The sequence below is a fragment of the Okibacterium endophyticum genome, from assembly GCF_054780075.1.
The window spans coordinates 343,061-356,210 of the sequence record NZ_BAAGXA010000012.1; the positions used below are offsets into that span (position 1 = coordinate 343,061).

At 64.8% G+C, this 13,150-nt stretch carries 16 protein-coding genes and 1 tRNA gene; 6 read left to right on the forward strand and 11 right to left on the reverse strand.

Going from position 1 to position 13,150, the window contains the following annotated elements:
- Nucleotides 1–30: 30 nt before the first annotated feature.
- The 3 genes from ACYVF5_RS15670 to ACYVF5_RS15680 form a co-directional block, all read right to left on the reverse strand.
- Nucleotides 31–627: a hypothetical protein gene (locus ACYVF5_RS15670; protein WP_460948090.1), complete on the reverse strand. Its 597-nt coding sequence runs from the start codon at nt 625–627 to the stop codon at nt 31–33.
- 27 nt (nt 628–654) lie between these two features.
- The gene (locus ACYVF5_RS15675) at nt 655–1,071 is read right to left on the reverse strand and encodes a DUF4383 domain-containing protein (protein WP_460948092.1); all 417 of its coding nucleotides are present in this window, start codon (nt 1,069–1,071) and stop codon (nt 655–657) included.
- Nucleotides 1,072–1,156: 85 nt separating this feature from the next.
- A complete protein-coding gene (locus ACYVF5_RS15680; RefSeq protein WP_460948094.1) occupies nt 1,157–1,459 on the reverse strand; it encodes a DUF2470 domain-containing protein in 303 nt (100 codons plus the stop codon).
- A gap of 86 nt (nt 1,460–1,545) precedes the next feature.
- Here ACYVF5_RS15680 and ACYVF5_RS15685 point away from each other — a divergent pair, with 86 nt between their 5' ends.
- Nucleotides 1,546–2,835 carry a serine hydrolase domain-containing protein gene (locus ACYVF5_RS15685; RefSeq protein ID WP_460948096.1) on the forward strand — a complete coding sequence of 430 codons (1,290 nt, stop codon included), beginning with the start codon at nt 1,546–1,548 and terminating at the stop codon, nt 2,833–2,835.
- 187 nt (nt 2,836–3,022) lie between these two features.
- Here the strand turns inward: ACYVF5_RS15685 and ACYVF5_RS15690 are convergent, their stop codons facing one another.
- A complete protein-coding gene (locus tag ACYVF5_RS15690; protein WP_460948098.1) occupies nt 3,023–3,577 on the reverse strand; it encodes a hypothetical protein in 555 nt (184 codons plus the stop codon).
- A gap of 580 nt (nt 3,578–4,157) precedes the next feature.
- Here ACYVF5_RS15690 and ACYVF5_RS15695 point away from each other — a divergent pair.
- Together ACYVF5_RS15695 and ACYVF5_RS15700 are read left to right on the forward strand one after the other, a co-directional pair.
- Nucleotides 4,158–4,424: a hypothetical protein gene (locus tag ACYVF5_RS15695; RefSeq protein WP_460948100.1), complete on the forward strand. Its 267-nt coding sequence runs from the start codon at nt 4,158–4,160 to the stop codon at nt 4,422–4,424.
- 236 nt (nt 4,425–4,660) lie between these two features.
- Nucleotides 4,661–5,428, forward strand: a complete 768-nt coding sequence (locus ACYVF5_RS15700) for a Pr6Pr family membrane protein (RefSeq protein ID WP_460948102.1) — start codon at nt 4,661–4,663, stop codon at nt 5,426–5,428.
- A gap of 129 nt (nt 5,429–5,557) precedes the next feature.
- Here the strand turns inward: ACYVF5_RS15700 and ACYVF5_RS15705 are convergent, their stop codons facing one another.
- Entirely contained in the window at nt 5,558–6,574 is a 1,017-nt protein-coding gene (locus ACYVF5_RS15705; RefSeq protein ID WP_460948104.1) for a DUF2510 domain-containing protein, read from the reverse strand.
- Nucleotides 6,575–6,670: 96 nt separating this feature from the next.
- Nucleotides 6,671–7,243, reverse strand: coding sequence for a TetR/AcrR family transcriptional regulator (locus tag ACYVF5_RS15710; RefSeq protein ID WP_460948106.1), 573 nt, complete (start codon nt 7,241–7,243; stop codon nt 6,671–6,673).
- An 85-nt stretch (nt 7,244–7,328) separates the two neighbouring features.
- Here ACYVF5_RS15710 and ACYVF5_RS15715 point away from each other — a divergent pair, with 85 nt between their 5' ends.
- Nucleotides 7,329–8,048, forward strand: a complete 720-nt coding sequence (locus ACYVF5_RS15715; RefSeq protein WP_460948108.1) for an SDR family oxidoreductase — start codon at nt 7,329–7,331, stop codon at nt 8,046–8,048.
- Nucleotides 8,049–8,121: 73 nt separating this feature from the next.
- Here ACYVF5_RS15715 and ACYVF5_RS15720 read toward each other — a convergent pair whose 3' ends face one another.
- The 5 genes from ACYVF5_RS15720 to ACYVF5_RS15740 all read right to left on the reverse strand — a co-directional run bounded on the left by ACYVF5_RS15720 (nt 8,122) and on the right by ACYVF5_RS15740 (nt 11,914).
- Nucleotides 8,122–8,700 carry a hypothetical protein gene (locus ACYVF5_RS15720; RefSeq protein ID WP_460948110.1) on the reverse strand — a complete coding sequence of 193 codons (579 nt, stop codon included), beginning with the start codon at nt 8,698–8,700 and terminating at the stop codon, nt 8,122–8,124.
- On the reverse strand, nt 8,697–9,371 hold the full coding sequence (locus ACYVF5_RS15725) for a response regulator (protein ID WP_460948112.1): 675 nt from the start codon (nt 9,369–9,371) through the stop codon (nt 8,697–8,699). The genes ACYVF5_RS15720 and ACYVF5_RS15725 overlap by 4 nt, the downstream gene beginning before the upstream one ends.
- Nucleotides 9,368–10,615 (reverse strand): sensor histidine kinase, encoded by a 1,248-nt coding sequence (locus ACYVF5_RS15730; protein ID WP_460948114.1) that lies wholly within the window; start codon nt 10,613–10,615, stop codon nt 9,368–9,370. The genes ACYVF5_RS15725 and ACYVF5_RS15730 overlap by 4 nt, the downstream gene beginning before the upstream one ends.
- Before the next feature lie 240 nt (nt 10,616–10,855).
- On the reverse strand, nt 10,856–11,608 hold the full coding sequence (locus ACYVF5_RS15735; RefSeq protein WP_460948116.1) for a potassium channel family protein: 753 nt from the start codon (nt 11,606–11,608) through the stop codon (nt 10,856–10,858).
- Between the two features lie 232 nt (nt 11,609–11,840).
- Nucleotides 11,841–11,914: transfer RNA gene (locus tag ACYVF5_RS15740), tRNA-Gly, on the reverse strand.
- Nucleotides 11,915–11,999: 85 nt separating this feature from the next.
- Here ACYVF5_RS15740 and dcd point away from each other — a divergent pair.
- Nucleotides 12,000–12,605: a dCTP deaminase gene (gene dcd / locus ACYVF5_RS15745; RefSeq protein ID WP_460948118.1), complete on the forward strand. Its 606-nt coding sequence runs from the start codon at nt 12,000–12,002 to the stop codon at nt 12,603–12,605.
- 22 nt (nt 12,606–12,627) lie between these two features.
- Nucleotides 12,628–13,143, forward strand: coding sequence for a hypothetical protein (locus ACYVF5_RS15750; protein WP_460948120.1), 516 nt, complete (start codon nt 12,628–12,630; stop codon nt 13,141–13,143).
- The last annotated feature ends 7 nt before the right edge of the window (nt 13,144–13,150 follow it).

The window sequence follows — 13,150 nt, forward strand, 5'->3', positions numbered from 1 at the left end:
CGAGCGCCTGACCGGCGGCGCAGCCGCAGATCAGTGACGGTGCTCGCCGTGTGGCACCGCGTGGCTGCCGGCATCCGTCGCCGCAAGAGCGGGGGTCACGAGGCCGGCCACGAGAAACGAACCGGCGGCGAGCCCAACGAGAAATCGGGTGGTGCCTGCCGGCCCGGATGCCGGATGTCCCCTCTGTGAGGAGTCGCCGGTGTTCCTCGAGTCGGTGTTCCTCGAGTCGGGGCCCCTCGAATCAGACCAGACGGCATCCGACCGTCGGCGAACATCCTCCCGTCGACGCGACAGTGTGAGCATGGCCGCAGCGGCCAGGCTGAGGAGCGACGCGACGGCCATGGGGAACACCGGCAGGGTCCACGAGAACACCGCCTGCCCCGACACGATTCCGACGACCAGCAGCATGGCCCACCCGATGACGGGTGCAAGCATCAGCCAGAGAGCCTGACGCGGCGCGGGAAGGGTGTTCCGCGCGAACGCGAGCACGGCCCAGACGACCTGGCCCGCGCCGACCGCGACGAGTGCGATCTGAAGAACAAGAGGGGAGCTCGCGCCGACGGCCAGGCACACCAGCCCTGCCCCGACTGAGGCCAGTGCGATCCAGCAGCGAATGATGATCGGCACGCTGTACTCCCCTCTTGTCCGATGAGGTCAGACCGTGCGCGTACGCGACGTCGAAACGTCTTTGTCCGCGGCGAGTCCGACAGCCAACAGGATGATCGCGCTTGCGAGGTGCAAGAAGTGGTCTGCGGTGTTCAGCGCGAGGATGTTCGCAGCCGTGTCTGCGATGAAGAAGCCGATGATGCCCACGAGCAGGTAGACGGCTCCCACCGTGATGTTCATCCCCTTTGCCGCGGAGACTCCCTTGAGCCCGGCGATCAGCAGTGCCGCGCCGATCAGCAGGTGCACGATGTTGTGCAGAGGGTTGACTTCGAAGACGCCGAGCAGCAGCCCGCCCTCTGTCGAGATGAACCCGATGCCGCTTGTGGCAAGCCATCCGAGCAGCCCGACAAGCAGATATACAGCACCGAAGATCACAGCGACCAGGCGGTTGGGTGATTGAGCCATGATGGTCCCTCCTTTTTTGACAACGCAAGCTGCGTCTATGTGCCCATTAGGCCCAAAGGGAAGAACCGCGGGTAGGGGTTTGACTTCAGTGTGCTCGACGCGGTATGCCGAGTGCGTCGCAGGCCCTGTTGTAGAGCACAACGACCTCGCGCCTGATCTCCGCTCGTTCGGTGATCGGGCGAGACCACTGCACGCGCACCTCCGATTCGCCGTCAGTCGAGGTCGCGGCCCAGACGCCCCCGTCGCCGTCGAGGCCGATCATGGTCGCGGCCTCTGCATCGGGGCGAGCGAAGGCGCGCACGATGACGAGGCTGTCTTCAGGGTGGTCGCCGTTCATGTGCGTGAGAACAGCTGTGACGATGTCTGGGGAAAATGCGTGTGAGGTCATAACACTAGACAACAGCAGAGTGTCTGGGCGTTTGTCCAGCTGCCGCTCGATTAGACTTTGCCCAGGGCAGTCCGGGGGGATTCGATTTGAAACGCACACGCGTTATGCGCATGGCTGTCTCCGCCGTGCTCGCGGGTGCACTCATCCTGTCGCTCGGGTCGTGTGCCGAGGTCGCGAATGCGACGATCGATCTTCCCGAACAGGTCGAGGGCGAGCTTCCGGGTGCGAGCGTCGAGCAGTTGAACGCGGCGCTGACGGATGCTATGGCGTTGTCGGGTGCATCTGGTGCGATCGCGGGCGTCTGGGCACCGTGGTCCGGCACGTGGGTCACGGCATCGGGCACCACCGAACCGGGCGGCGGCAGCGAGATGTCGACGGACATGCATTTTCGCATCGCGGACAACACCAAGCCGATGACCTGTGAGGTGCTCTTCGCGCTCGTCGACGAGGGGGTGGTTTCGCTCGACGACAACGTGACGGACTACCTGCCAGACCTCGTCGGCGTCTCTGGCATCACGTTCGGACAGCTGTGCCAGAGCACGTCAGGCATCAGCGATTCGGCGGCGACCTTCGGTGCGCAGTTCGAGCGGAACCCCACCCGCGAATGGGCGCGCATGGAGCTTGTCGCGGATGGTGTCGCTCGGCGCTCCGGAACCCCGGGAGCCGCGTACGCTCAGTCGGACACCGGTTACATTCTGCTGGGGCTCGTGCTCGAGTCCGTGATGGATGAGACGTGGCCCGAACTCTATGACCGCTACATCTTCGAGCCGCTCGGTCTAAACGATTCGTCGTTTCCCGGGCCGGCGAACTACACACTCCCTTCACCGGCGGCATCCGCCTGGCAGGCATTGCCGCTCCCGGATGGAACATACGCGTGCGATGCGCCGACGGACCAGTCCAAGCTGTCGAACTCGATGATGTCCACCGCTGGCGGGGTGGTGTCGACCATCGAGGATCTGCACGCATATTCGCAGGCGCTTGCGACGGGGGCACTGCGGGGTGCTGCGACGAAAGATGTTGTGTGGCAGACCATCCCCCTCGGCGGCGATCATGAATCCTGGCAGGAGTTCGCACAGGCCGGTGCGTATCAGTTCGGTCCGATGCGCGGGCAGTTCGGGTCGATGCCTGGTCAGATGTCTGCGATGCTCACCGATCCGGAGTCCGGCCTCACAGTTGTGGTGATGCTGAACAATTCCACCGCGGGGGTCGCCTTCATCGAAGCCCTGGCGATGAAACTCGCCGCCATCGGCGGGAAGGCAGAGCCCGCAGAGGGACGAGAGCTCCCGGCCATCGCGCTTCCGTGGTCGCAGGAGCAGATGTCAGAGCAGCTGGCCGCCCGTGCCGTCTGCCAGCCCGCAGCTCCGCCCGCAGAATAAGCTCCGGGCCCCATATCCGGACTTCGTCACGAGGCGAGGCTACTGTTCGCCGTTTCGTCCTCTTCTCGTGACTTTTTCCTCGTCGCACGCACGCCGGTCACCCGGGCCGTGTGCCGAGTTGCTCAGATTGCCTGAGTTCGCCTGAGTTTGCTCAGAGTGCCGGGCTGTTTGCTCAGTGCCGGGCTGCTCAGATCGCGAAGTTCGATGCCAGGGCCGAGCACAGAGACTGGTTCTGGATCTGTTGTGCAGAGATGAGCTCGCCACTCACCGGGATGTCCTGCCGTTCGAAGAAGTCAACGATGCGCGAGGCGGCGAGGCGGTAGTCCATCGAGCCGGTGACGTCGAGCGCATTCACCGTGATCTGACACGCGCGCTCGAGTTCTGCCTCTGTGTGCACCTTGCGCAGGGTCGTGGCAAGCAGCTCGTCGAGACGTGAGGCGATGATCCGGTCGTTCGCATAAGCGATGACGAGGATCGGTGCCGAGTCCGTCAGGAACGGGAGCAGCAGGTGCAGGTCGGTTCCGAGCGCTTTTGTGCGCTTGGTGAGCTCACGGCGCTTGGGAATGTCGTCGATGTCGACGCCCACCACCGCGCCACCGAGCTGAGGACCCTGGTTCGCGATGAGCGACGGGATGTCGCCTGCACACAGGGTCTGGAAGCCCGCGTCGTCGAATTCATCTTTGAGGAGCGGGCCGATGCCGCTCAAGTGCCCCACGAGGGCTATAGGTGATGTGTTCTTCATTGGATGCTCAGCGTCCGGCGCTTGCCGTCATCGCCCTTCATCGTTCGTGCCTGTCGTTATCTGGAAAGACCATAGTATGCCTGTTTTGGCGGGTGAATTTCCCTTCGCCGCCAAGAGTTTCCGGCGCACCGCATGAAGTCTAGGGGCGGGTGCCGCTCCGTGCAAAGGGCGCGGTGCCATCCGCCGAAAGCGGCGCCGGAATCGTGAGTGGCGAACTCGCGTCGTCGGGTTCACGAGGGATGAAACCGGTGGAAGGTGCTACCCGCCCGCGCCGTGCGGCTCTGACATGAACCTCGTACCCGCCGATGGCTCACATGAATGAGAGGAGAGGAGATTGGGTGTGAGCAAACCCGGACGAGATCTCCAGCCAGCCGCTCACACAGACGAATCCGCCGAGGAGAGCCCGAAAGCCCGACACACATCGGCTGCATGAGCTGTCGTCCTGCTCTGGTGGGGACCCATGCTGCTCGAGCCACCGGCCGGTAACGCCCTAGCTTCATCCACGCAGCAGCCGTAAGCTCAAAGCTCGGGGCATCAGACGGAGGCGCATCAAGAGGACGTAGGAGGCGACAGCAGTCGAATGCAGTTAGTCAAGCTCACCATCGACAAGCAGAGCTACACCCTGTCATCAGACGTGGATCTCGACCGGTTGCAGGCGCAACTCGTCAGTGCTGCGCGCAACGGCGCCGGCATGGTCGACATCCCGGTGGTCGGCGCACGCAAGATGACGGCGCTCATCACGCCCGCCATCCCGGTCACCGTGGTATCGACGACCGTGACCGACGAGGTCGACGACGAGCCCGATCCCGACGTCCTCCACTCCTACAACTACGACGAGCTGTATTGAAGGCCAGGCAGCCCATCGGTGCCTTGGTGTGCCTGCGCCGCGCGCGGTCACCTAGCTGTAGCTGTGTGAGGCCAGGCAGCCCATCCTCCGGAGAGGTTGCGGAGGATGGGCGCTGGTAAGAGCTCAGGGCCTCATCCCCTCACTCCGATGCGGGCCCACCGTTGTGCCCGGCGCGATGAACTGGTTTGCTTGAGCGACTGTCGACGACTCAGTCGACCGATGGAGAGAGCGGATCCATGAGATCAGACGATCTGAGACAACAGAGGGTGTACGCACTCGCTCGAGGCGTAGCCGGTCTTGGCATCGTCGCCGCTGTCGTGGGACAGCTGATGGTGAGCATCTCGCACTGGCAGTCGCGGGGTGACGAGAGGATCGACATCGATGTCGTGAACTTCTTCAGCTTCTTCACCATCCAGTCGAATGTCATCGCCGCGGTTATGCTCGCGTTCGGGGCGGTTGTGCTGATCAGGCACAGCGAACCGGTATGGTTCCCGGTCTTCAGGGCGTCTGTCACGACATACATGGTGACGACCGGCATCGTCTACAACCTTCTGCTTCGCGGGATCGAGCTTCCCCAGGGCTCGACGCTGGCGTGGTCGAATGAGGTGCTGCACCTCGTCGCCCCGCTGTATGTTCTGCTGGACTGGCTCTTCGCCCCCGGCCGTCGGCCCGTGCAGTGGCGCTCACTCGGCTGGATCGTTGTGTATCCGATCGTGTGGGTGGGCTACACGCTGGTCCGCGGTCCGCTCACCCTCGACCAGCTGTCCGGTGAGGCGTACTGGTACCCGTACCCCTTTTTGAACCCCAACCTGCCCGGCGGCGGATACACCAGCGTCGCGTTCTATGTGGCCGCGATAGCCGCGACCATCGTCGTCGTCGCCGCGGTGCTCATCTGGACGTCGAGACGCCGCGTCTTCGAGAAGCGGGAGGCCCCATCGTCTGAGGGTGTCGACGTCCAACGCGGCGCAGGCGCACGCTCGAGGTCGCGCCGCTCGCTGAAGTAGCCTGGGCCTTTTCGCAGCTTTCAGCCCGTGAGGTGCGCCGCTTTGCGAACCCGTGCTCGAGCGTCAGCCCGGGGCGAAGCGGGAACGGGCGGAGCGTGTCTCCGGATGCGGCCGGTGCGAGGATCCAGATCAGCGGTGCGGAATGGGGAACCCGGGCGGAGGCACCGGCGGTCCGGCCGGGATGAGCAGCATGCGAGCGTGCGTGCGCGCAAGGGCCAGGGCGACCGGGGACACGATCGCGAACGCCAACCCGGCGATGAGCGCGATGGCACCGATGCCGCTCAGGGGCCACGGTGTGGGGGAGCCCGCTTCGACGACCAGGGCGAGGATGCCGCCGATGACACCGGCAACGCCGATTCCGAGGAAGATCCACCCGGTCAAGCGGAGCATGGCGACCATGCGCTGGCCGTGGAAGGTCGGTGTCACACCGCTCTGGCTCCACACGTACGCCGCCCATCGTGTTCCGGTCCACCACCGTGACGCCTGAGCTGTCACCGGGTACCAGTTCGCTCCCGCAGCCTCCCGTTCTCCGGGAAGGGGGCGGACAACATCCGTGGGAACGGGAGCGGTCACGGGCGCGGCGAGTTTGCGAAGGGACGCCGTTCGCGCCGCCAGTGTGAACCACAGTGCGGCGAGGATGAGCATCGCCGCGCCGCTGACGGCGGAGACGGGCGCGAGAACCGACAGCCCGAACTGGGCCCCGGCGAGCATGAGGAAGACGAAGCCGGATGCCCAGGCTATCGACGGCTGTTCCGTCACGTAGCCGTCTGTGGCGGGGCGTCCGTCTTTCAGGGTGAAACCGGTCCAATACCGAGCACTCCACCAGCGGATGCGGCCGTTCGGGTCGGCGTACCAGCCGGGGTGCGGAAGCGCAGAGGCAGTGGGCGAGACGGTCGCGGAGGCAGGGCGTGCGACCGAGGCTGCCACTGAGGCGCCGACGGTGGGCTGAGCGATCGAGTGCTGGCCCAGCCGGGGCTCGGTGATCTGCGGTGACGCGACCGGGGACAGGGAGAGGGGAACCCCGGAGAGGGGGCTCCCGGAGACAGCAGCCGGTGCGGCGGCCTCATGTCCTGTCCACTGCTGGCCATCCCACCAGCGCAGTCGTCCCGATGCCCCCGCCTCATACCATCCCGGTGGCGCGGTCATCTGGATCCTTTGTTCGGGCTGGCGTCAGGTCAGACAGCAGTATAGATGAGTGTTTCAACACTTAACGGGCGCTCGATCTGACTCGGCAGCAGCGCGTCACCCCTGATCTCGGGGGTGCGGCGGGTCCGGCAGGGCGGTCATCGCCACGTCGGCGATGCCGAGGAGGTCTTCGGTGGAACCGCCGTCTCTGGCGCATCCGGACATGCCGCGCATGACCGCCACCAGGAACGAGGCGAGCCGGTCGGCTTGAACGGTCGCGGGCAGATCGCCGTCACTCACGCCTCGGTTGATCCGGTCCTCGAGCCGACGGTGCAGGGCGTCCCGTTGGGCGGCAAGCCGGGGCTCGGTCAGCATGAGGCACCCGGGGGGCGTTCCCGCGCCGGTGTGCGCTCGGGCGGTGTCGTCGAGCATCTTGGCAATCGCGTCGCGAGCTGTCGCGCGTGTGGCGGCTCGATCGACGGCCTCGCACGTCCGGCGGAAGTAGAGGGCGGAGGCTTCCTCGAACAGGCTGTCCTTGTCACCGAATGCCGCGTACAGACTCGGGGGAGTCACGCCCATGGCGCTCGTCAGCATGGCAATGGTGGTTTCTTCGTAGCCTGTGCGCCAGAACTGCTCGACGGCTGCCGCTAGCGCGGTGTCGCGGTCGAAGCTTCGTGGTCTGCCGGCCATGTCTCGAGTATACCGTAGCGACCACTATGGAATGTGGTACTGTCGAACCCAATACATAGTGATCGCTACGGAAAGGGATATTCTTATGCAGTTGAAGGACGCAGTGGTGTTGGTGACCGGAGCCAACCGAGGCATCGGCGCGGAGTTCGTCGCGCAGCTCAAGGAGCGCGGAGCGGCGAAGATCTACGCGGCTTCGCGCAATGCGAGCGCCGTCGATGTGGACGGCGTCGAGCCGATCCAGCTCGACATCACGGACCCCTCACAGGTCCAGGCTGCTGCCGACGCAGCAGGCGACGTCCAGATCCTGATCAACAATGCGGGCATATCCACCGGTACGTCAGTGGTCTCCGGCGACGTGGCGGACATCAGGCGAGAGATGGACACGAACTTCTACGGCCCGTTGCTCACAACTCGTGCGTTCGCTCCGATCCTGAAGGCCAACGGGGGAGGCGCCATTCTCAACGTCATCTCGGCACTGTCGTGGTTCACCGTCCCGGGGGCTGGCGCCTACGCCGCCTCCAAGGCTGCGGCCTGGAGTCTCACCGACAGTGCGCGGCTCGAGCTCGCGGGCCAAGGCACACAGGTCGTCGGCGTGCACATGGGCCTGGTCGACACAGACATGGCCAAGGGCACGCACGCGCCCAAGATCTCACCCTCGGCCTTGGCGGCTGCCGGCCTGGATGCGATCGAATCGGGTCTCGACGAGGTGCTGGCGGACGACTGGGCGAGGTTCGTGAAGTCTGGACTCACGCTCGATCCGTCGGAACGGTATGAGCAGTTGTTCTCGACCCTGGCCGGGAACTGATTCGGCTTCGTGAATCTCCGCGAGCAGGCGCATCCCGCCTCGTGCGGACCAGCCGCAAGCTGACGAGCCTCATCTAGGCATCGGCGGATGCGGGTTTGTCTTTTCGGGCGATGCCGACGATGCCGATGATCACCATGACGACACCGACGATAGAGACGGCAAGTCCTCCGATTGACCACCAGGCGAGTGGGCCGAGCAGTGCTTCCACCATGAAGGGCGGGGCAGCGACCACCGGGGTGTTCTCTGTCGCGCAGGTGATGCTTTGCGGCCCTCTCTCGGTCGCGGTGACGAGCGCGAAGGACTCGTAGCGGCTTCCGCTCACGAGCGTGTTGAGGGCGCTTGCTGGTGCGAAGGCCACTGTTGTCACGGCGCCTTCTGGTCCTGTGGCTGTGCAGCTTTCGTGGCTGACGTTCTCCAGGCTGGCGACGGGCACGAGAAGGTAGACGGACTCTCCGGCGTCAAGCGTGACGGTGCCGGTCGGCGAGACCTCCGCCGTGTCGTCGGCGATGCCGAGCGCGCCGGGGACCATGGCGAAGCTGCCCGCGAGCACACCGAAGATGGGGCCGGTGATGGTCAGGATCGCCCCGATGATGAGGGTGGCGATCGCTCCCGTGCGCGGCCTCCGGGGCTGGGCTGTAGGCAGTGCGGTCATGACTGTTCTCCTTCACGGTCGGTCTGCCATCCGGGCGTCTGGTAGGCCCAGACGATGGCTTGAACACGGTCGCGTACTCCGAGTCGCCGGATGATGCTGGAGACGTGGGTTTTCACGGTGCCGATCTCGATGAACAGCCGCGCAGCGATTTCAGCGTTGCTGAGTCCGCGGGTGAGGGAGTCGAGCACGTCTCGCTCTCGGGGCGTCAGGTCCGGTATGGACGATCCCGGAGGCGCAGGGGTACGGCGTCGGGCGAACTCGCCGATCACTCGCCGGGTGACCGCGGGTGAGACGAGTCCGTCTCCGGTGGCGGCCGCGCGGACGGCGTCGATGATGTGCGCGGGTTGCGCGTCTTTGAGCAGGAAGCCGACGGCACCGTTCTCCAGCGCTCCGAAGAGGTACTCGTCAAGATCGAACGTTGTGATCACAACGACTGGAATCGGATCGGCGACGCCGTTTCCTGTGAGTGACGCGGTGGCGGAAATTCCGTCGCCCCCCGGCATCCGGACATCCATCAGCACCACATCGGGGCGTTGTTCTCTGGCCTTCGTGACAGCTTCGGGGCCGCTTCCTGCTTCGGCGGTGACCCGGATGTCGTCTTGTGTGTGCAGGAACGTGCGAAGGGCGCGGCGGACGCTGGGCTGATCGTCGGCGATGAGCACCCGGATCACGGCGTCACCTCCTTCTGCGTGGGCGTGGTCGGTAGGGTGAGGCTGAGCTTCCAGTCGCCGTTGTCTGTGATCCCGGTCTCCAAGAGGCCGGACAGGATATGCGCTCGCTCCGCTGCGCCGAGCAGCCCGTACCCGGAATCGACGGGTCGGCACTCCGTGCTCGTGCGCGGAAGGGGCAAAGGGTTTCGCACGTCCAGCCGGAGCGTGTCGCGGTCGCTGCGCAGCGTGACGGCGACCGGCGCGCCGGGTGCGTGCGTGGCGGCGTTGACGAGCGCCTCGATCAGCACGCTGACGACGGTCGCCGTGGCCGCGCTGCCCGGTTCGTGCGAGACGTCGATCTGGTGATCGGCGCGCAGATCGCGTTCGTGAGCCACTCGTTCGATCACGCGCACCGCGGCGTCGGCCAGGGGTTCACCGTCTGAGGTATCGGCGTCTGTCTCGCGGAGCGCTCCGACGACGGATCGAACACTGTCCAGCGCCTCTGCGGTCTTCTGCTCGACTTCTTCCAGGACCGGGTTCGGGTCGGCCAGCAGTGCCGCACGTGTCGTCAGCAGCACGTCCATGATCTGATGCGCAGCAAGGTCGTGCAGCTCTCTCGCCATGCGATTGCGTTCACGTGAGACGGCCTCGGCGGCCTCGGCGCGCACGCGGGCTTCGGCCAAAGAAGCGCGCTCCGCGGCGTCGTGGGCACGCTGCCGCTGAGCACGCATGCCAACGCCGATCAAAAAGCAGGCGATGAAGAAGAACCCCTGGCCGAGCGCCACGACCACTACCTCTGGTGCGGAGAGTGACAGCCCTGCCGCTGCCGCGACGAGGAGTTGCACGATCGTCGCGAGAACCCATGCACCGAGCACCAGGGCGCCCGCGATCAGCGGGGGCCCGAACGCGGCCAGCGCATAGACGCTGAACCACAGCGGCAGGGCGACACCGCCGAGCCCTCCATTGCCGATCAAGACAGAACCGACAAGATGTAAGGCGAACACGACCGTGAACACGATGATCGGATACCGCTGATGCCACCACAGCACCGCGGCCGATGCAACAGTGCAGAATGCCCATGCCGCGTGTGCCCAGATGGGCGGGACCGAGAGCATCGGGTCGTTCTGCGCGGCGAGGTGGATGGCCCAGACGTAGAACGCACTGACAACGATGCTGAGGCCGCCGACCACCGTCACGGCCAGCACCGGGGAGCGCCGTGACGGGCTCAGGCCGTGGTCTTCGTGAGCGGCCGATGAGGAGGTCATGCCCTCAATTCTGATCGACGTGCTCATGACGCGCCTCTGTCGGAGGGCAGAAGTCTGCAGCGCATGACGGTCACGACGGAGGCCCTCACAGCTCTCGGTCCTGCGACGGATGTCCAGACGGGGCCGTCTCGGGACAGGTGAGGGACCATCTGCTCCATCTCACCGTGGTCGTTTGTTGTTGTGCCGTTCGTGCGACCGCCCTCTGCTGGCAGGTACGTCGGTCAAACCGGCACGCCGGAATCAGCTGCCTTTCGCCTGTGCGTCCTTGCCGTTCTGAACCTCCTGCAGCTCGGCTATCTGCTGAGAGAGTGCTTTGATATGTCCAGCTGTTGCAGCTTGCTCATCGGCGTCCTGCTGAGCAACACGCTCCACTATCCACGAAGCGAGAGTGGCTGTAACCACACCGAGGAGCGCGATCCCACCCAGCATCAATCCGACTGCTATCAGGCGCCCTTCCATGGTCACGGGTGAGTAGTCCCCGTAGCCGACCGTCGTGATGGTGACGAAAGCCCACCAGAGGGCGTCACTGAAATCTACGATGTTCGCGCCGGGTGCGTTGCGTTCGACATCAAGCACGGCGAGCGCTGCAATGAGTACGAGGAGCCCGGAAGCACCGGCGACATAGACAACTACTCGACCTCGGAAGGCAGAACCTGCAGTGCGTTGAAGAATCGAGAGAAGCGTGACGAGTCGGAGCAGTCGGAGAGGTCTGAGCATCGGGAGGACAACGATCAGAAGGTCGAAGAAGTGCCGGTAGAACCATCGCCAGCGTTGTTTCGCGAGCGTGAGGTTCACGACGTAGTCGACGAGGAACAATCCCCATGTGGTCCAGATGATGGATTCGGTGGCGACGGCCGCGGACCCCTCCAGGCTTGCAATGATCTGCCATGCGTAAGCCACGAGAAAGAGAACCGCGATCGCGGTCAGCGGCCATTCCGTGAGCTTCTGCCACCAAGCATCTGAACGAACGACGCCCCCGGTGTTCCAGCGCAAGCCCGGGCGAAGTCAATGTCGGTGCTCCCGCTTCGTGTGCATGGAAATACTGGATGAAGTTGAGGCTGCTTTCATTGCCACGCATGAGCTGTACTGCACTGGCGACCCGGACGCGGAGCTCGAGTCCGAAGCGTACGTGCCCCTCCCACGCTCACTGCGATCAGGGATTCCAAGCGGCTCTCGCCGACTTATGCGACGAGAATCGCCGAATATTGCGACAGAGCTAGAGCAATGGAGCGGATGACGGGAATCGAACCCGCGCTATCAGCTTGGGAAGCTGAAGTTCTGCCATTGAACTACATCCGCGTGTCGCGCAACGCGCACCCACATCTTAGCAAGCTGTTTACACGACGTGAGCCGTGGCATCCGCGCGCGCCGATAAACTGAGTGCGTGCTGCTCTCGGACCGCGACATCAAAGCCCAGCTCGACGCGCAAAGAATCGGGCTCGACCCCTATCTGCCCGAGATGATTCAGCCGTCGAGCATCGATGTGCGACTCGACCGTTTCTTTCGGCTGTTCGACAACCACAAGTACCCGTACATCGATCCGGCCGAAGACCAGCCGGATCTCACCAGGCTGATCGAGGCCAAGCCAGACGAGCCGTTCATTCTGCACCCGGGCGAGTTCGTGCTCGGCTCGACCTACGAGCTGGTCACCCTGCCAGACGACGTCGCGGCCAGGCTCGAGGGCAAGAGCTCGCTTGGCCGTCTCGGTCTGCTGACGCACTCGACGGCTGGGTTCATCGACCCCGGTTTCTCTGGCCACGTCACGCTTGAGCTGAGCAATGTGGCGACGCTCCCGATCAAGCTCTGGCCCGGAATGAAGATCGGGCAGATGTGCTTCTTTCAGCTCACCAGCCCGGCCGAGCGCCCGTACGGCTCGGCCGAGTACGCCTCGCGCTACCAGGGGCAACGGGGCCCGACCGCTTCACGGTCGTTCCAGAACTTCCATCGCACAGACATCGCGGCGGCAGAAGCCGGCAGAACCGGCACGTGAGCAGGTTTATAAGGGGGAAGCCATGAGTGACGAGACCATCGACTTCGCGAGCGCGCTCACGGCATCCGGCCCCACGTCGGAGTACCCGACGGCCATGAACCTGTTCGGCCGGCTGGTGGGCACCTGGCGCGTTCACTCCAGCCGCCTCGACGAGGGCACAGGTGACTGGCAGGATTGCGAGTTCACCTGGACGGTGTCGTACATTCTCGGCGGTCGTGCGGTGCAGGATGTCGCGCTGGTCGATGCCGTCGATGGCCACGACACGATCGCGACGGCCGTGCGCGTGTACGACGCGAGCATGGGCGCGTGGCGGGTGAGCTATTTCGAGCCGGTGCGAGGCGAGTACTGCCACCTGGTGGCGAGCGGCTTTCGGCGCGACGGCATCAGGCAGGACGGCACACGCAACGACGGCCACTTGATCCGCTGGAACTTCAGCGGCATCACGAGCGACGCCTACACCTGGGAGAGCTTCGTGTCTGATGACGAAGGCACGACCTGGGTGCTCACCGAGCACAACGAGGGCGTTCGCGTCGGCTGAGGGGCGT